The organism is Micromonospora sp. NPDC051296, assembly GCF_040682255.1.
Taxonomy (GTDB): Bacteria; Actinomycetota; Actinomycetes; order Mycobacteriales; family Micromonosporaceae; genus Micromonospora; species Micromonospora craterilacus.
Window position 1 is genome coordinate 1 of record NZ_JBFBAO010000114.1, and the last position, 17,343, is coordinate 17,343.

Below are 17,343 nucleotides of genomic sequence, written 5' to 3' on the forward strand. Positions count from 1 at the left end.
ACCGACCGTGAGCGCCATGATGATGCGGGATAGCCGCATGGTGGTTCCCTCCTACTGAGAACAGCTTGGTGCGGTAACAACTTGGGTGGTCCATGGGGTGGCGGTCGGGGTCAGCCACAGTTCTGCGGCCCCGCTGCCCGTCTTGCCGGTCAGCAGGGACATCTCCAGCGTTCGGGCCCCTCCCGGGCCGACCTCGACGTTCACCGTGGCCACCTGCCGGCGCCGCTCGGTGCCGGTGCCCACCGACGTCTCGGCGCCGTCGAGGCGGCTGTCCAGGACCGCCCCGCCGGCTGGGCCGTACACCGAGACGAGGGTCCGGACGGTGTACGGATCCCCCGCCTGCCCCAGACCGAGGACCGACTTGCTGAGCCCGGAGGCCGGCGCGGTGGACCTGAGGGTCACCCGCAGGCTCAGTTCGCGACGGCCGTCCGCCTGGCAGTCGCCGACCATCAGGTCGGCGGTATGCCGGAGGTAGTAACCGAGCTTCGCGCCGCTGCCGTCGTTGAGGAACACGCCGACCGTCGGCACGGTGTCCTGTTCCGGAAGCGCCCCGGCCATCCGGCTGTCGCCGAAAGTCCGCTGTTCCTCCGGACGGGCACTCCAGAACAATATCCGACGTTCTTGTATAGAACGGTCAAATGCGGACAACAACCCATTTGGGTTGACATTCCTCGCGAACAAGGCGTCGAAGACCGTGGCCGCCGCGGCGGCGAAGAAGGTGTCCTGCTCCTTCTCGCCCATCCGCTGATAGGTGTCGCTGAGCAGGGTTCTGACCGCGTTCTCGGCGCTCAGCGACACGCCGCCGGGCACCCGCACCGGCCCGGTGGCCTGCAACAGGTACGACAGCACCACCGGGTCGACGGCAAGCACCCCGTCGACGGTCGCGCCGCTGTGCCGGCGGTACATCTCCCGGTACAGCGCGGCGGCGGTCGGAAAGTGCGGGCTGAGGTTGACGTCCGCCGGGTACATGCCGGGCAGTTCGCCCCAGAGCGCCCGCAGCTCGGCTGGGATCTTCAGCGGCTTGGCGAAGCGCCCCATGCTCCCGCTGGCGCCCTGGGCACCCATCTTCATCCGGCCCCGGTCCGCCTCGATGACGGCGTACGCACCGAACATGCCGCCGGTGGCGCGCAGCTCGGCGGAGTTCTGCGAGACCAGCAGATACCGTCGCGGGCCGTCCACGCCGAGCAACGGCGGGAGCAGCCGGCTGGCCCGGTCGGCCGCCGAGGTCATCGCCGCCAGCCGGTCGATCTCGCCGCGCAGGTCCTCCAGCGCCCGCCGGACCTGGCCGACGAGCCGGTCGCCGGGCACTTCGGCCAGGTCCGTCCGGGTCCGCCGCACCGAGGCGTCCACCTTGCCCAGCTCGGTGCTGACGGCCCGCAGCCCGGTCAGGTCCAGCCGGCCCTCACGGGGTACCAGGCCACCGAGGTCGACCCGCAACAGCGCGGGGAACGCCTGGCGTGCCAGGTCGTCTATCGCGATGGCGATCTGCCGGACCGCGGAGAGGTTGGCACCGGCGTACGGCGCCTGCCGGCCCAACCACCAGCCGGGGTCCTCGGTGGCCTTCCGGGCCGCGCCGGACTGCACTTGCAGGGCGGCGAGGGTCCGCTGCGCCCGGGCGGCGTCCCCGCCGACCAGGTGGGCGCTCAGCTCGCCGGCCAACCCGGCGGCGTTGACCAGGTGGGCGCGAGCCTGCCAGCCCCGGAACCCCACCCACCCGGCGACGCCGAGCAGCAGCGAGCCGACCACCAGCGTGCTGAGCAGGATGCGGCGCAGCCGGGCACGCCGACGCCGGCGCGACCGGCTGCGCCGCCGACGCGGACTCTCGCTCTCCGTCACACCCACACCCCACTCCTCGAAAACGGACAGAAGGCACCATTGTTCCTAGCACCTAACGACCGCTTTAGCGGAGTAATGACGGGTTCAGGCGATATGCGAGTCTGGCTCGCGGCGCGCGTCCCGGCCCGGGCCGGTCGCCACCGCCTCCCGCAGCAGCTGCTCGATCCGGTCCACCCCGGCCGGCAGCGACATCTCCCGCAGGTACGCCTCCCGGCCGCGCCGGCCCATCTCGACGCGCGCGGGCGGCGGAATGTGTGCCGCCAGCCAGAACCGGTCGGCCAGGCTGGCCCAGTCCTCCGGCGGGCAGGACAGCCCCGCCCGGGCGCGCTCGACCAGGGCGGCGGTGTCGCCACCGGCCGAGGCCACCACCGGCGCGCCGCACGACAGCGCCGCCTGGAGCTTGCCCGGCACGGTGCTGCGCAGCGCCGGCAGATCACGCAACATGACCAGCTGATAGTCGGCGGCGGCGAACAGTTCGGGCATGTCCAACGGCGAACGCCGTTCGACGAACCGCACGTTGTCGGCCCGCAACTCGGCGGCGAGCCCCCGCACCCGCCGCTCGTCCGCGCCCGAACCCACCAGGACCAGGTCCATGGTCTTGTCCAGGGCCGCCGCCGCCCGGATCGCCGTCTCCAGCCCCTGCCGGGCTCCGATGGTGCCGGCGTGCATCACCACGCACCGCTCGTCGCGGCGGACCAGCCGGCGTGCGGCCGGGCTGGCCGCCGCCGGCCGGAAGATCCGCTCGTCGGTCCAGTTGAGCACCACCCGCACCCGGTCCGCGTCGGTGCCGACCGCGACGACCGCGTCGCGCAACGACGGCGAGGTCACCGCGACCGCGCTGGCCGCCCGGTAGGTCCGGGTCATGGCCGCGCGGACCCGCGCCGCCCACCGCCCGTCGTCGGTGCCGTCCGGCCCCGCCTCGGCCCACACGTCCGGCACATGCAGCACGACCGGCTTGCGCCCGAGTAGTCGCAGCAGGGCCGCCGAGGCGAACGCCGCGGCCGGCGGCTGGTGCACGTACAGCACGTCGACGTCGGCGAAGAGGCGGCGTCCGACCAGCGCCGCGCTGCCGGCGAAGGAGAGCCAGGAGGCCACCCGGCCGCGCACGCCGGCGTCGCCGGTGCTGTACCGGGGCACCCGCCGCACGGTCAGCCCTCGGCTGCGGGTCTCGTGGTGCCAACGCTGACGCCAGCCCGGGTAGACGTGCCCACCGGGGTAGTCGGGAAATCCGGTGAGCACCCGCACCTCGTGGCCACGCGCGGCCAGTTCCTCGGCCAGGCTGCCGGGAATGAACGCCGGTTCCGGCGGAAAGTGGTACGTCAGTATGCCGATCCGCACCGGGACACCCCCGTCCCGGCCTGCCGGTCCGGCGCGGCGCCCGGGACGGCGGGCGCAACGGCTGCGTACGATGCCGGCAACCCCTCCCGGGGCGGACGCCACCGGCGGCCGTCCCCCGTCGCGGCGCTGCCGCCCGCGACCGCGTCGTCGAGGGGATGCCACATGATCAACGGGGTGTTGTTCGTCTGCCACGCCAACCTGTGCCGGTCACCGATGGCCGAGTACGCCGCCCGCCGCCTGCTCGCCGGACGGCCGGTGACGGTGGCCAGCGCCGGCACCGACGCCGTCGAGGGCCTGGCCATGCATCCGTACGCCGTGGAGATCGCCGCCGAGACCGGCGAGGATCCGGCGGCGTTCCGCAGCCGACGGCTCCTGCCCGACCACCTCACCGACGCGGTGCTGGTGCTGACCGCCACCCGGCGCCAACGGTCGATCTGCACCGCGCTGGCGCCGGCGGCGCTGCACCGGACGTTCACGCTGCGCCAGTTCGGCCGGCTCGCCGCGGCGGTCGAGCCGCCGGTGGAGGACCAGGACGATCCGCTCCAGTCCGCGGTGACGGCCGCCGCGCTGGCCCGGGGGCGGCTGCAACCCGCCCCCGGGGACGCCGACGACCTGCGGGATCCGGTCGGGGGCACGCCCGAAGACTTCCGGCGCTGCGCGGCGGAGATCGAACGGTCCCTGCGCCCGCTGGCCGCGCTCATCGGGACAGCCGGGTGAGTTCCTGGGTGTGGGTGCCCACGTCGCCGGCGCGGGTGCGCTCGGCGTGCCGGCCGGACGAGGCCCGATCCGCCGGCACCGACGGGCTCGCCGCCGCGGCCACCACCCGGTACGCCTCGTACTGGTAGGCCTCGGCCTTGGGTACCCGGGCCATGTTCAGCACGCAGCCGAGCAACCGCACCGACACCGAGTGCAGCGCCCGGGCCGCCGCGGCCACCTGCGCCCGTGAGGTACGCCCCTGCTGGGTGACCAGCAGGGCGCCGTCGGCCTGCACGGCGACCACCACGCCGTCGGTGACCGCGAGCAGCGGCGCGGTGTCGATGATGACGATGTCGGCGGACTCGCGCAGGGCCACCAGCAGGTCCGACATCGCCTTCGAGCCGAGCAGCTCGCTCGGGTTGGGTGGACTCGACCCGCTGGGCAGCACGAGCAGGGACTTGTCGCCCCACCGCTGGACCACGTCGCCGACGTGCACGTCGCCGACGAGCACGTCGGTCAGCCCGACCCCGGAGTCGATGCCCAGGTAGTCGCCGACCTTGGGCCGCCGCAGGTCGGCGTCGACCAGCAGGACCCGCCAGCCCGCCTCGGCCAGGGCGATCGCCAGGTTGCACGACAGGGTGGTCTTGCCCTCCCCCTGCAGGGCGCTGGTGACGGCGATGACCCGGGCCGGCTCGTGCACGTCGACGAAGCGCAGGTTGGTCCGGAGCTTGCGGACCGCCTCGGCCCGGGCGGAGGTCGCGGCGTCGCCGACGATCAGCGGGGCCGACCGCGCGGTGCTGTCGATCGGGATCTCGCCGAGCAGCGGGCTACCGGTCACCCGCTGCAGGCCGGCCGCGTCGCGCAGCCGGACGTCGGCCATGCCGCGCAGGATCGCCAGGCCCACGCCGACCAGCAGGCCGAGCAGGGCGCCGATGGCGGTGTTGCGGACCGGCTGCGGCGAGACCGGAGTGGGGCTGACCCGGGGCCCGCTGACGACCTCGATCTTGATTGGCCCGGCGGTGCCGTCCGGCTTGGTCTCGACCTTCTGGACCAGCTCGACGAACTTCGCCGAGAGCGCCTCGGTGACCCGCAGCGCCCGGGTCTGGTCGGTGTCGGTCACCGACGCCCGCAGCAGGACCGTGCCCGCCTCGGTGGAGGTGCTGATCCGGCTCTGGATCTCCTCGGCGGTCAGCCCCAACTGGCCCTGGGCCACCGCGGCCTGCGCCAACCGGTCACTGGTCAACAACTCGGCGTACGACTTCACCCGCTGCTGGAGAAAGAGGCCGCCCTGGTAGGCGTCGGTGACGCCCTGGCTCGGCGTGGTGACGAAGAAGGTGACCGAGGCGACGTAACGGGGCTGGGCCCGGACGGTGACCAGCGCGGTCACGCCGAGGGCCACCATGAGCGTGACCAGGACGATCCACCAGTGCCGGCGCACCAGGCGTAGTTGGCGGTACAGGTCCATCAGGCGGGCCTCCGTACCGGGCCGGCAACGCCAAAGAACTTCACGAAAACCCCCAAGGTCGACTTAATCTCGTGAAACCATTAAAGCGGTTCATACGACTTATGTCCGGAGTTAGGTGTTTTCCTCGGTAGAGGATCGCGCCCGGAATGACCAACCGGACCGGCGGTCCGTCGGAATCGCTTCCGGCCCGGAAAAAATTGCGGTCTCTCCGCCGACTGCGATGGCGCGCCTTCCGCCAGGATGTGGGACGAGTCGCGTCCACCTCGCTCGCGACGGCCGTCGGCACTGGATAGGGTCATGGTCGGTGTGCCGGGAAGCCTGGTCGGCGACGATGCTGTGCTGCCCCCGATCGACGAGGTGAACCTCCCGAATGACCGACCACACCCCACGTCCTGAACGCCGCGGCGTCCGCCGCCTCTTCGCGCGTACCTCCTGGCCGGAGGCCCGGTTCCTGGCCGACGTGCTGCGCACCGAGACGGTCGGCGGCGCGCTGCTGCTGCTCGGCGCGGTGATCGCGCTGGTCTGGGCGAACTCACCCTGGGGCGACACCTACGCCGAGTTGGGCCGGTGGGTGCCCTGGTCCGGCGGCTCGGCGCTGCATCTCGACCTCGACCTCGCCACCTGGGCCGCCGACGGCCTGCTGGCCATCTTCTTCTTCGTGGTCGGCCTGGAACTCAAGCGGGAGTTCGTCGCCGGCGAACTGCGCGACCCGCGCCGCGCGGCGTTGCCGGTGGTGGCGGCGCTCGGCGGCATGATGCTGCCGGCGCTGATCTACGTGGGGGTCAACCTCGCCGGTGGCGGCGAGGGGCTGCGCGGCTGGGCCATCCCCACCGCCACCGACATCGCCTTCGCGCTGGCCGTGCTGGCCGTGATCGGGGCCTACCTGCCGCAGGGCCTGCGGGCCTTCCTGCTCACCCTGGCCGTGGTCGACGACCTGCTCGCGATCACCATCATCGCGATCTTCTACACCGACCACTTCAGCGTGCTCCCCCTGCTCGCGGCCGTGGTGCCGATCGCGCTGTTCGGCCTGCTGGTGCAGCGCCGCCGCACCTGGTGGTGGGCGCTCATCCCGCTCGCGCTCGTCGCCTGGACCCTGGTGCACTCCTCCGGAGTGCACGCCACGGTGGCGGGTGTACTGCTGGGCTTCACCGTGCCGGTGCTCGCCGGCAAGGGCCGCGACGGCCGCCCCGTGCCCGGCCTCGCCGAGCACCTGGAGCACAAGTGGCGGCCCATCTCGGCCGGCTTCGCCGTTCCGGTCTTCGCCTTCTTCGCCGCCGGGGTGTCGCTGCGCGGCGCCGACCTGGGCGCGGTGGTCACCGACCCGATCGTCCTCGGCATCGTGCTCGGTCTGGTCGTCGGCAAGTGCGTCGGCATCCTCGGGTCGACCTTCCTGCTGGCCCGGTTCACCCGGGCCCAGCTGGACGAGGACATCACCTGGTCGGATCTGCTCGGCGTGTCGTTGCTGGCCGGCATCGGCTTCACCGTCTCACTGCTGATCGGCGAACTGGCCTTCGGCTCGGACGGCGTCGAGAGTGCCAACGTCAAGGCCGCGGTGCTCGCCGGTTCGGTGATCTCGGCGCTGTTGGCCATGGTGGTGCTGTCGCGGCGCAACAAGGCCTACCGGGCGATCGCGCTGAAGGAGCAGGTCGACCGCGACCAGGACGGCGTGCCGGACGTCTACCAGAAGCCCGGCGGCTGACCGGCGAGCGACCCCGTCAGGACCCGGACGCCCGGCCGAGCTGCTCGGCCGGGCGTCCCGCGTCCGTCGACCGCCACCGCCGGTAGTCCTGGAGCAACGCGGACCGGAGCACCAGGCGCAGCACCACGATGGCCGCGACCGCGGCGAGGTCCGGCCAGCTCTCGTTCCCGGTCAGCCGCAGCAGGCCGGCGGCGACCAGCATGTCGAGCAGCACCCGCAGGGCCGTCGGCCAGGAGCCGGTGGCGACCAGCGCCACCGTCGCGGCGAGCGCGCCGAGCACCGTGACGCCGGCGGACAGGGTCGCCGTCACCGGGACCGCCCCGGCTCGCCGACCTGCCGCTGCTCATGCTCGATCTCCCGGCCCAGGACGTAGTTCAGCGCGGTCCGAATCGCGGCGATGGCGGCGAGCTGGCCGATCTGCGCGAACGTCGGCGACAACGCGGTACGCAGGATGTCCGCCGCCAGCTGGAACTCCAGCCCCAGGGTGAGGAACCGCCCCAGGGACAACCGGATCCGGGTGAACACGGTGGCGTCCCGGAACCGCAGCCCGTCGACCACGAACCGCGCCGCGGCCCAGCCGGCTCCCACGACGATCACCAACGCGCCGACCAGCTCCACCGCGGTCACCAGGAACTGGTGGCCGCGGTGGAGGATCACCTCGACGTCCACCTCGGCGCCTTACCCGGCCGCTACCCGGGTAGTCGGCGCCGGGCCGGCTCAGCGCAGCTGCGCGACCGCCTCGACGATCAGCCAGATGCCGCTGATGGCGAACAGCGCGGCGGCGCCGTACTTGATGGTCCGTTCCGGCAGCTTCCGGCCGAGCAACCGGCCGACGATGATGGCCAACGCGTCCGCGGCGACCATGCCGATGGTCGAGCCGATCCAGGTGCCGAACCAGCCGTACTGGGTGGCCAGCGTGATCGTCGCGAGCATCGTCTTGTCGCCGAGTTCGGCCAGGAAAAACGCGACACCGACGGCCAGCACGGCCGACTTGCCGCCCTTGGCGGCCTTGCCCTTCTCCTCCTCGGTGAGCGTGTCCCCGCGCAGGGTCCACAGGCCGAAGCCGATGAAGGCCAGACCCGCCAGCAGCGAGATCCAGCCGGTGGGCAGGGCGGCGCCGAGACCGTGGCCGATCGCCACCGAGGCCAGGTGCACCACGGCGGTGGCCACGGTGATGCCGATCAGGATCGGCACGGTGCGGTATCTGGTGGCGAAGGCCAGGGCCATGAGCTGGGACTTGTCTCCCAGCTCGGCAACGAAGATCACGCCGAAGCTGACCGCCAGCGCGACGAGGAACCCCTCCATGACGTCCTTCCGGATCGGGCCGGGAGGAGGTACGGGGATGCCCTCGACCCGGCTGTTGAAGCCTGGGTCGAAGGTCTCGCCCGCCTCATCGGTGACGAGGCCGCGTGGCCGGATGCGGAACGCACCAGTATGTCGACCACGGCGTTGCGGGCTACTCCCCTTCGCTGTGCCAGAGCCTAGCCGATCACCGCCCGGCTCCGGCCGTCAGGGTGAGATGACCCACCCGCGCCGACGGTCGGACCGGGTGTCGGGGCGAGCCCGCCGACGCGGGTCAGTCGGCGCGGGCCAGGGTGACCCCGAACAGGCCGTCCGGGTCGGTCCAGAACCGCTCGGCGCGGAACCCCGCCGTGGCCAGTTCGGCGGCAATCCCCTCGGGGCGGAACTTCGCCGACACCTCGGTACGCAGCTCCTCCCCCGCGGCGAAGCTGACATCCAGGTCGAGCACCCGTACCCGCACCGGCCGCTCGGCCCGCAGCCGCATCTCGATCCACTCCCGGTCGGGGTCCCAGAACGCGACGTGGGTGAACGCCTCCGGGTCGAAGTCGGTGCCGAGTTCCCGGTTGAGCACCCACAGCACATTGCGGTTGAACTCGGCGGTCACGCCGGCCGCGTCGTCGTACGCGGGCACGATCACTGCCGGGTCCTTGACCAGGTCGGTGCCGATCAGCAGCCAGTCACCCATTTCCAGCGCGGCCCGCATCCGGGTGAGGAACTCGGCCCGCTCGGCCGGCAGCAGGTTGCCGATGGTGCCGCCGAGGAATATCACCAGCCGCTGGCCGCCGGTGGGCAGCCGGTCCAGGTGCCGGGTGAAGTCCCCGACGATGCCGCGTACCCGCAGCCCGGGATAGTCGGCGGCCAGGGTGGCGGTGGACCCCGCCAGGGCGCTGACCGACACGTCCAGCGGCACGAACGTGCCCAGGCCGCCGCGGCGGGTGAAGGCGTCCAGCAGCAACCGGGTCTTCTCCGACGACCCGGAACCGAGCTCGATCAGGGTCTTCGCGCCGGTCACCTCGGCGATCTCGGCCGCGCGCTCGGCCAGCACCGCGCGTTCGGCCCGGGTCGGGTAGTACTCGGGCAGCCGGGTGATCTCCTCGAACAGTTCACTGCCCCGGGCGTCGTAGAACCACTTCGGCGGTAACCATTTCTCATCGGCGGTCAGCCCGACCCGTACGTCGTGCCGCAGGCTGCGACCGATGTCCTGGTCGTCGAGGTGGATCTCGAGTGGCTCCGCGCTCATCTGTCTCCCCTTCCGTCGGGCGTTCGGTGGTCGATGACCGGGCCGGGTCACGGTGCCGCGAGGGCGTGCTGGCGTACCTCGGTCGCGGTGGCCGTCACGAGGTGACCGTCGGGCACCTCCCGCCAGCCCGGGTCGTCGTCGTGCGGTTCGGAGGCCAGCAGCACCGAGGTCGGCGTGGCGCGCAGGGACAGGGCGTGCCCGGCCACGCTGGCGACCACGCTGTGGCCGTCGGTGAGCAGCAGGTTGAGCCGCGACCCGGGGGCGGCCGCGGCGACCGAGGTGACCGTTTCGGCGACCGCCCGCGCCGGTGGGGCACCCGCCCGCAGCCGGTCGCGGACCAGCGCCCACAGCAGCGCCGAGTCGGTGGTCGCGTCGAGGGTGAGCAGGTCACGTACGGGCAGCTCGGCGGCGAGCGGGACCACCGAGTCCGGCCAGCCGCGCACCACGCCGTTGTGGCTGAACAGCCACCGGCCCTCGGCGAAGGGTGCGGCGGCGGCGTCGACGACCGCCATGCCGACCGTGGCCGAGCGGACCGCGGCCAGCACCGCGCCGCTCCTGGTGGCCGCCGCCAGGTCGGCGATGGTCGGGTCACTCCAGATCGGCTGGGCCCGCCGGTACCGCACCGGCGCGCCGCCGTCCGGATACCACCCGACGCCGAACCCGTCGGCGTTGATCGTCCCGCCGCCGCGCATGTCGCGCGGTGCCCAGGACTGGCGCAGCAGCGAGTGCGGCGGGTCGAACAGCAGCTCGCGCAGGGTCACCGGCGGCCCCAGGTAGGCCAGGTGGCGGCACATCAGGCGACCGTCACCGGTGGGACTCCTCGGGCCGGGCGTCGCGGGCGCAGCGGAAGCCGCTGAAGATCTGCCGTCGGATCGGGTAGTCCCAGTTGCGGAACGTGCCCCGGCAGGCGGCCCGGTCGGTGCCGAACGACCCGCCGCGCAGCACCTGGTAGTCATCGCCGAAGAAGACCTCCGAGTACTCCCGGTACGGGAAGGCGACGAAGCCCGGATAGCCCCGGAACGGGGTGGCGGTCCACTCCCACACGTCGCCGACGAGCTGGTGCACGCCCAGCGGCGAGGCCCCGGCGGGGTAGGCGCCGACCGGCGCCGGCCACAGGTGTCGCTGCCCCAGGTTGGCGTGCGCCGAGGTCGGCTCGTCGTCGCCCCACGGGTAGCGGCGGGACCGGCCGGTGGCCGGGTCCCAGCGGGCCGCCTTCTCCCACTCCGCCTCGGTGGGCAGCCGCTTGCCGGCCCAACTGGCGTACGCCTGCGCCTCGTGGAAACAGACGTGCACCACCGGCTCGTCGTCGCGGACCCGGTCCCACCGGCCGAACCGCTGGTACGCCCAGCCGTCCCCGTCGCGCCGCCAGTGCATCGGCGCGTTCAGTCCGGCCTCCTGGCGATGTCGCCAGCCCCGCGCGCTCCACCAGCGCGGGTCGTCGTACCCACCGTCGGCGATGAACTCGCGGTACGCCCCGTTGGTCACCGGCGCGGCGTCGATGACGTACGCGGGCAGCTCCACCCGGTGGGCCGGGCGTTCGTTGTCCAGCGCCCACGGGTCGGCGTCGGTGCCCATGGTGAACGGGCCGGCGGGCACCAGCACCTCACCGGTCACCCGGACGGCCGGCTCGGGCGGCGGCGGCGCCTGCAGCACCGCAGGGCCGGAGCGCAACTGGTGGGTGGCGAGCATGGTCTCGTCGTGCTGCTGCTCGTGCTGCACGATCATCCCGAAGGCGAAGCCGTCGGCGACCAGCGGGCGGCTGTCGAAGGCGATGCCGTCGAGCAGGTCGTACACCTTGTCCCGGACGGTCGCCAGGTACGCCCGCGCCTCTGTCGGCGGCAGCAGCGGCAGCGACGGGCGGTCCTTGCGGGGCTGCTTGAAGGCGTCGTACAGGTCGTCGATGTCACGCCGGACCGGTTCCCGGCCACCGACGTCCCGGACCAGCCAGAGTTCCTCCTGGTTGCCCACGTGGGCCAGATCCCACACCAGCGAAGACATCAACGGCGAGTGCTGGCGCACCAGGTCGCCGTCGTCCACCGCCTCGGTCAGCCGGGCGGTCCGGGCCCGGGTCCGTTCCAGTTCCGCCGCGATCCGGCTGCGCAGCCCTTCTCCGCTCCGATCGGTCGTGGTGTCGGTCACCGCTGCCTCCTCTCCGCGGCGTCGCGCCGCCGTCGTACCCCCTGGTCGATCTCGTCGTGCAGGGCCGCCGGCAGGCCGAGCCGCGGCAGCGCCGTCAGGGCCACCTCGAACAGGCCGGCGGCGGCCGAGGCCAGGCTCGGATCACGCAGGCCGCGCCGCGCCGCGGTGTGCCAGCCCTCGGCCACCGGCGCGGCGACCGCCATCGCCGCGCCGACCGTGTCGGCGCCGGTGAGCAGGGCGGCCAGCACCGCCAGCGGCAGCGTCCAGTCCCGGCCCGCCTGCGCGTCGAGGTACCGCAGTTCGAGGTAGCCGCGCGGCCGTACCGGCGGAAAAAGCGTGCTCACGTGGTATTCGAGGTCGTCGGCGGTGGGCGGTCGGGGCAACGCCCCTTCGACCCAGTCGGCGAACGTCACGTCCGGTGGCGGGGTCCAGTCACCGTCGTCGTCCCGGACGCAGAGCAGCGGGGCGGCCAGCACGTACGCGGTCCAGGCGGCGACCGGGTCCTCCTCGGCCCGGCCCGGCGTCCAGACCGGTGCGGTGCGGGCCGGATCGATGCGCCACCACGCCCCCATCCGCGCCGAGGCCCAGCCGGTGTCCCGACCGGCGTGCCGGCCGGCGGTGGCGAAGGCGGCCAGCAGCGGTGGCCCGACCGCGTGCACCAGCGCCCAGCGGGCGGCGAGCTGCTCGGGTTCTCCCGCGTCGAGACAGACCTGCAGGCCGGCGGTGCTGTACATCATCGTCCGCCCGGCCGGGCCACGCCGGTCGAAGACCCGGCGCATGGCGCGGTAGCGAGGTGTGTCGATCACCGGGCGCGGCCGGCGGTACGGGTCGAGGCCGGCGTGGCCGAGGGTCAGGCCGGCGGCGTCGAGCAGCCGGGTGACCTGGCTGATGTCGGACTGGGTGGCTTCGATCAGGGCGGCGACGGAGGCTCGCGGCGGGGTGGAGATCTCCAGCTGGCCGCCGGGCTCGACGGTCACCGTGCCGCCCTGGAGCAGTCGCAGGGCGGGACTCGTCGGATCAAGCGTGGTGGGACTATACGGCCCCAGCGCCGCGCGCAGCTGCGCGGCGTCGACGGGGCGGGCGGGTTCGACGGCGTCGTGGACCGTCCATTCGAGCTCGACACCGGTGTGGGTCGGTGGCCCGGTCTTGAAGCAGATCCGGGCGAGGTGCCGGGCGGCCGCGGCGCGGTCACGCAGCACCGGGATCCGGTCCACCTCCGGCGACGCCACCATGCAACGGCCCCCTTCCCGGTGCTGGCTCAGCCGGGCCACCGTAGCCCGCCCCGGTGACATCGGCGGGTCGTCGGTGGCTCCACCCTCTGTCTAGCAGGGGTCGACCGCATGCCGAATGGAATTCACATTCCTTGTTCGGTGCGGACGTCGGGTGCGGCGCTGCCGGTTGGCTCCGGGTCCGAGCCGTCGGTGCCGTGCTTCGCCAACCACTTCGGGTCGGTCTCGGTCAGCAGTGCCTGGCAGTACCCCTCCACCTGGTCGGCGCCGCCGGCCACCACCACCAGTTCGTTGAAGGCCGGGGTGGTCAGGGCCTTCTCCCGCTGGCTCTCGTTCTTCGACAGGTATGCCTTGCAGTGACCGGGCCGGTCTTCGGTGTTGCTCGAGTTTCCGGGGCCGAGGTACACCGTCGGGTCGGCGTCCGACTCCCCCGGCTCGGTGGGCGAGGGTGAGGACGCGGCCGGCGTCGGAACCGGCCCGCCGCCGGTCGGACCGCCGCTGGGCCCGCCGGTCAGGCCGTCGGTGGGCTGGGTGCCACCCTCGGAGGGCTCCGCGCCGCCCCCGGTGGTCGCCGGTGCGGGCGATCCGGTAACGGGGGCCGGCGGGACGGGCGGCGGGGCCGGGCGGTCCAGGTTGACGGCCGCCAGCGCGGCACCGGCGGTGGCGGTGGCCGCAATGCCGGCGATCCAGGCCACGACCGGGGCGGTGAACCGGCGTCGGCGCGACCGGGGGGCCGGCGTCGGCTCCGTACCGCCCTGCCGGGCTGCGCGGAACGCGGCGAGCGCCGCCTGCTCACCGGCGAGCTCGTGCGGTCGGGGCGGGGCCGCGGCGGCCCGCAGCAGCTCGGCGATCGGGTCCGGCGGCCCGGCCGGCGGGGGCGTGTGCTGCGGCGCGCTGGCGGCGTCGAGCAGCCGGTCGTGGTCGGCCCGGGGCCCCGCCCCACCCGACCACCGCAGGATCATGCGCAGTTCCCTCACGTCAACCGTCCACCGGTTCGGAGTGCGTGGCCGGCGGGTACGGGTCGGTACGCGGGCGCGGCGGAACGCCGTCCCCCCGCCCGGCCGGGGTGGCGGCGATCTCGGCGCGCTGGTCCAGCAGCACCGCCAGCCGCCGCAGGCCACGGTGGGCGGCCGTACGCACGGCACCGGCGCGGCGGCCGAGCACCCGCCCGGCGGTCTCGGCGTCGAGCCCGACGACGGCGCGTAGCAGAACCGCCTCGGCCTCGCGGGGTGGCAGGCTGGCGATCATCGCGAGGGCCGCCTCGGTGCCGATGGTCTCCCCGGCGCGTTCGGCGGTGTCGGCGTCCCCGGCAAGTTCGCTGAGTTCCTGGACCGGCACCGACAGCGCGGGGCGACGGCGTTGCCGACGCAGGTGGTCCATGGCCCGGTTACGGGCGATGGTGACGGCCCAGGCACGGAACTCTCCACCAGTGAAGTTGGGCAGGTCGCGGGCGACCTGCAACCACGTCTCCGACGCGACGTCCTCGGCGTCCGCGCCGACCAGGGCGGTCAGGTAACGCAGCAGCCCCGGTTGGAGGCTGCGGTAGAGGAAGCGGAAGGCTTCCTCGTCACCGGCCTGGGCCGCCTCGACGGCCCGACTCAGTTCACCGGTCATGGCCCTGCTGCTTCCGCTCCACCGGCCCTCTCGCGGGACGTTTGCCGGGCGGGCGCGCATCGTGCCGGCCCGGTCCTCGGGCCGGACCTGTTCCAGCACCCCGCCCCCGTCGACCTATTCGCTTCGGACCGCCTTGGCCCCCCAGCGGATTCTTCCCCCACACCGCTGCGGACCACAACCACCGACGGTACAGACGCCGCCGACGCCGCTGGATCGGGCTAACGTTAGGAGCGCGGGACGAGGTACGACAAGCCGCCCTGACCGCACGTTCCAGTGAGAATTGTCTACCGCCCCGACGGCGTGTCGCTGTAACACGCCGCGGCCCGACGACGCTTCGCCGCGGCCCGACGGTCGGTGACGGCAGGCCGACCGGCACCGGGCCGAGCCGGCCGAGCAAGGCCGTTACGCACGGTGCCGGTAAGGTCACCCGAGCCCGCCGGGCCTGACCGCTGGGCCGCGCCGGGCGCGGCCCGGCCGGCGCGCCGTTCGTGGCCACTGTGGGTACGGTGGTGCCGTGTTGTCTTCGGAGGTCGTACTCAGCCGTCGATACCGCTTGGATGAGCGTGTCGCCACCGGCGGCATGGGCGACGTCTGGCGGGCCTCCGACCTGATCCTCGGCCGGCAGGTCGCGGTCAAGGTACTCCTGCCCTCGCTGGTGTCCGACCCCGACTTCATCGCCAGATTCCGCGCCGAGGCCCGGATCATGGCAGCGCTGCGCCATCCGGGAATCGTGCAGGTCTTCGACTGCGGCGAGGACGACCTGCCCGGCGGAGGCCGGGCCGACTACCTGGTCATGGAGTTCGTCACCGGCCAACCGCTGTCGAGGCGGATCGAGGCCGAGGGCCGGCTGGACGTGGGCGAGACCATGTCGGTCGTGGCGCAGGCGGCACAGGCGTTGAACGCCGCACACCTCGGCGGGATCGTGCACCGCGACGTGAAGCCGAGCAACCTGCTGGTGCAGGAGGACGGCACGGTCGTCCTGGTCGACTTCGGCGTCGCCCGCTCGACCAATGTGACGAGCATCACCAGCACCAACGCGGTGCCCGGCACCGCGCTCTACATGGCCCCCGAGCAGGCCGCCGGGCGGCCGGTCTCCGGCGCGACCGACCTGTACGCGCTCGGCGCGGTCGCCTACTGCTGCCTGACCGGCAGCCCGCCGTTCACCGGGGACAACCCGCTCCAGGTCGCCGTCCGGCATCTCGACGACGCGCCGCCGGAACTGCCGCACGAAATCCCGGAGGCGGTGCGGGCGCTGGTCGACCGCGCCCTGGCCAAGAATCCCGCCGACCGGTTCAGCAGCGGCGCAGCGATGGCGGAGGCCGCCCGGGCCGCCGTGTCGGAGGGCTCCCTGCCCACCGCGCTGGTCCCGGCCGCCGCGCTTCGCGATGCCGGGCCGGGTACCCGCACGGATCTTCCGACGGTGGGCGCCGGGCCGGCGCCCGGGCGGCGGCGGCGCGGCACCCTCGTCGGCGCGCTCACCGCCGTGGTGGTCGGGTTGGCGGCGCTCGGCGCGGCGCTCAGCGCGGTCACCGAGGCCGGCACCCCGGCGGTGGAGCTGCCCGCCACCACGCCGACCGCCGAATCCCCCTTGGATGAGGCGGCCCCGCCGAGCCAGGACGAGACCGCGGTCGCCCCGGCCCCGCCCCTGCGACCGGCCGGCTCGACGGCCCGACCGACCAAGTCGCCGTCGCCGTCGGTGTCGTCGCCGCAACCCAGCGAGTCGACCGCACCCGAGTCGCCCGACCCGACGGAGCCCACCCCCGGCCCGACGACGCCCAGCCCCGAGCCGACGACCGAGACGCCGACCTCGGCGCCGCCGCCCACCACGACGTCTCCGACGACGTCGCCGGCTTCCGAAGCGGGCTCCGGCTGAGCCCCATCCGCCCCAAGCTCCCCGAATTCCCCGAAACGGACACACGGCATCACACGGCGCTCTAGGCTCGTTACCGGTCGTTATCTCCGTCTGTTTCGGGAGCCCGGGTGAGCGTGGAGAAGTTGGTCGTCATCGGCCAGGGTTACGTCGGCCTGCCGCTGGCCGTGCGGGCGGTCGAAGCCGGCCTGGACGTGGTCGGCCTCGACGTCGACGCCGACCGGGTCAAGCGGCTCACCTCTGGCGAGTCGTACGTGGCGGACATCCCCGCCGACCGGCTCGGCCGGGCTCTGGCCAGCGGTCGCTACCGCCCGAGCACCGAGTACGCCGACGCCGAGGACTTCGACGTCTGCGTGATCACCGTGCCCACGCCGCTGCGCGACGGCACCCCCGACCTGAGCTTCGTGGAGCAGGCCGGTGTCGGGATCGGGCCGTACCTGCGGCCGGGCTGCACGGTGATCCTGGAGTCCACCACCTACCCCGGCACCACGGAGGAGCTGCTCCGCCCGCTGCTGGAGTCGGCCAGTGGGCTGCGCAGCCCCGGGGACTTCCACCTCGGGTACAGCCCCGAGCGGATCGACCCGGGCAACCCGGCCTGGCGGCTGGAGAACACCCCGAAGGTGGTCGCCGGCGTGGACAGCGCCTCCCTGGCCCGGGTCGACGGGTTCTACCGACGCCTGGTGGAACGCACCGTCCCGGTGGACTCGACCCGGGTGGCCGAGCTGACCAAGCTGATCGAGAACACCTTCCGCCAGGTCAACATCGCACTGGTCAACGAGCTGACCATGCTCTCCCACCAACTGGACATCGACGTGTGGCAGGCGATCGAGGCGGCGGAGACCAAGCCCTTCGGCTTCATGTCGTTCCGTCCGGGCCCCGGCGTCGGCGGGCACTGCCTGCCGATCGACCCCTGCT

General features: G+C 73.4%; 16 protein-coding genes. 4 read left to right on the forward strand and 12 right to left on the reverse strand.

What is annotated here, in order from left to right; genetic code table 11:
• Window positions 1–51 precede the first annotated feature (51 nt).
• Together AB0M52_RS14555 and AB0M52_RS14560 are read right to left on the reverse strand one after the other, a co-directional pair.
• Window positions 52–1,836, reverse strand: a complete 1,785-nt coding sequence (locus tag AB0M52_RS14555; RefSeq protein ID WP_363953322.1) for a DUF4012 domain-containing protein — start codon at window positions 1,834–1,836, stop codon at window positions 52–54.
• A gap of 84 nt (window positions 1,837–1,920) precedes the next feature.
• Window positions 1,921–3,174, reverse strand: a complete 1,254-nt coding sequence (locus AB0M52_RS14560) for a glycosyltransferase family 4 protein (RefSeq protein ID WP_363953324.1) — start codon at window positions 3,172–3,174, stop codon at window positions 1,921–1,923.
• A gap of 162 nt (window positions 3,175–3,336) precedes the next feature.
• Between AB0M52_RS14560 and AB0M52_RS14565 the strand changes: the two genes are divergently transcribed.
• The gene (locus AB0M52_RS14565; protein ID WP_363953326.1) at window positions 3,337–3,891 is read left to right on the forward strand and encodes a low molecular weight phosphatase family protein; all 555 of its coding nucleotides are present in this window, start codon (window positions 3,337–3,339) and stop codon (window positions 3,889–3,891) included.
• Here the strand turns inward: AB0M52_RS14565 and AB0M52_RS14570 are convergent.
• Window positions 3,872–5,335, reverse strand: a complete 1,464-nt coding sequence (locus tag AB0M52_RS14570; RefSeq protein WP_363953328.1) for a polysaccharide biosynthesis tyrosine autokinase — start codon at window positions 5,333–5,335, stop codon at window positions 3,872–3,874. The genes AB0M52_RS14565 and AB0M52_RS14570 overlap by 20 nt on opposite strands.
• Window positions 5,336–5,705: 370 nt before the next feature.
• Here AB0M52_RS14570 and nhaA point away from each other — a divergent pair, with 370 nt between their 5' ends.
• On the forward strand, window positions 5,706–7,034 hold the full coding sequence (nhaA, locus tag AB0M52_RS14575) for a Na+/H+ antiporter NhaA (protein ID WP_363953330.1): 1,329 nt from the start codon (window positions 5,706–5,708) through the stop codon (window positions 7,032–7,034).
• A 16-nt stretch (window positions 7,035–7,050) separates the two neighbouring features.
• Here the strand turns inward: nhaA and AB0M52_RS14580 are convergent, their stop codons facing one another.
• The 9 genes from AB0M52_RS14580 to AB0M52_RS14620 all read right to left on the reverse strand — a co-directional run bounded on the left by AB0M52_RS14580 (window position 7,051) and on the right by AB0M52_RS14620 (window position 14,558).
• Window positions 7,051–7,344, reverse strand: a complete 294-nt coding sequence (locus AB0M52_RS14580) for a hypothetical protein (RefSeq protein ID WP_363953332.1) — start codon at window positions 7,342–7,344, stop codon at window positions 7,051–7,053.
• Entirely contained in the window at window positions 7,341–7,703 is a 363-nt protein-coding gene (locus AB0M52_RS14585) for a DUF1622 domain-containing protein (protein ID WP_363953334.1), read from the reverse strand. Before AB0M52_RS14585 ends, AB0M52_RS14580 begins: the two co-directional genes overlap by 4 nt.
• 48 nt (window positions 7,704–7,751) lie before the next feature.
• Window positions 7,752–8,339: a TMEM165/GDT1 family protein gene (locus AB0M52_RS14590; protein WP_363953336.1), complete on the reverse strand. Its 588-nt coding sequence runs from the start codon at window positions 8,337–8,339 to the stop codon at window positions 7,752–7,754.
• A 271-nt stretch (window positions 8,340–8,610) separates the two neighbouring features.
• Complete coding sequence (gene egtD, locus AB0M52_RS14595; protein ID WP_363953338.1) at window positions 8,611–9,576, reverse strand: L-histidine N(alpha)-methyltransferase; 966 nt, start codon at window positions 9,574–9,576, stop codon at window positions 8,611–8,613.
• 47 nt (window positions 9,577–9,623) lie between these two features.
• Entirely contained in the window at window positions 9,624–10,370 is a 747-nt protein-coding gene (gene egtC, locus AB0M52_RS14600; RefSeq protein ID WP_363953340.1) for an ergothioneine biosynthesis protein EgtC, read from the reverse strand.
• 10 nt (window positions 10,371–10,380) lie between these two features.
• Window positions 10,381–11,715, reverse strand: coding sequence for an ergothioneine biosynthesis protein EgtB (egtB, locus tag AB0M52_RS14605; protein WP_363953342.1), 1,335 nt, complete (start codon window positions 11,713–11,715; stop codon window positions 10,381–10,383).
• Window positions 11,712–12,947, reverse strand: a complete 1,236-nt coding sequence (gene egtA / locus AB0M52_RS14610; protein WP_363953344.1) for an ergothioneine biosynthesis glutamate--cysteine ligase EgtA — start codon at window positions 12,945–12,947, stop codon at window positions 11,712–11,714. Before egtA ends, egtB begins: the two co-directional genes overlap by 4 nt.
• 122 nt (window positions 12,948–13,069) lie before the next feature.
• A complete protein-coding gene (locus AB0M52_RS14615; protein WP_363953346.1) occupies window positions 13,070–13,921 on the reverse strand; it encodes a hypothetical protein in 852 nt (283 codons plus the stop codon).
• Window position 13,922: 1 nt separating this feature from the next.
• Window positions 13,923–14,558: an RNA polymerase sigma factor gene (locus AB0M52_RS14620; protein ID WP_363953348.1), complete on the reverse strand. Its 636-nt coding sequence runs from the start codon at window positions 14,556–14,558 to the stop codon at window positions 13,923–13,925.
• Between the two features lie 514 nt (window positions 14,559–15,072).
• On the opposite strand from AB0M52_RS14620, the gene AB0M52_RS14625 reads away from it, so the two are divergent.
• A complete protein-coding gene (locus tag AB0M52_RS14625) occupies window positions 15,073–16,431 on the forward strand; it encodes a serine/threonine-protein kinase (protein WP_363953350.1) in 1,359 nt (452 codons plus the stop codon).
• A gap of 107 nt (window positions 16,432–16,538) precedes the next feature.
• Window positions 16,539–17,343: nucleotide sugar dehydrogenase (locus AB0M52_RS14630; protein ID WP_363953351.1), on the forward strand; the 805-nt coding region annotated here is incomplete at its 3' end.

Excerpts from the sequence above, each read along its gene's own strand:
- AB0M52_RS14620 (WP_363953348.1), bottom strand. The coding sequence starts at position 14,558 with ATGACCGGTGAACTGAGTCGGGCCGTCGAGGCGGCCCAGGCCGGTGAC.
- AB0M52_RS14590 (WP_363953336.1), bottom strand. The coding sequence starts at position 8,339 with ATGGAGGGGTTCCTCGTCGCGCTGGCGGTCAGCTTCGGCGTGATCTTC.
- AB0M52_RS14570 (WP_363953328.1), bottom strand. The coding sequence starts at position 5,335 with ATGGACCTGTACCGCCAACTACGCCTGGTGCGCCGGCACTGGTGGATC.
- nhaA (WP_363953330.1), top strand. The coding sequence starts at position 5,706 with ATGACCGACCACACCCCACGTCCTGAACGCCGCGGCGTCCGCCGCCTC.
- egtC (WP_363953340.1), bottom strand. The coding sequence starts at position 10,370 with ATGTGCCGCCACCTGGCCTACCTGGGGCCGCCGGTGACCCTGCGCGAG.
- egtD (WP_363953338.1), bottom strand. The coding sequence starts at position 9,576 with ATGAGCGCGGAGCCACTCGAGATCCACCTCGACGACCAGGACATCGGT.
- egtA (WP_363953344.1), bottom strand. The coding sequence starts at position 12,947 with ATGGTGGCGTCGCCGGAGGTGGACCGGATCCCGGTGCTGCGTGACCGC.
- AB0M52_RS14565 (WP_363953326.1), top strand. The coding sequence starts at position 3,337 with ATGATCAACGGGGTGTTGTTCGTCTGCCACGCCAACCTGTGCCGGTCA.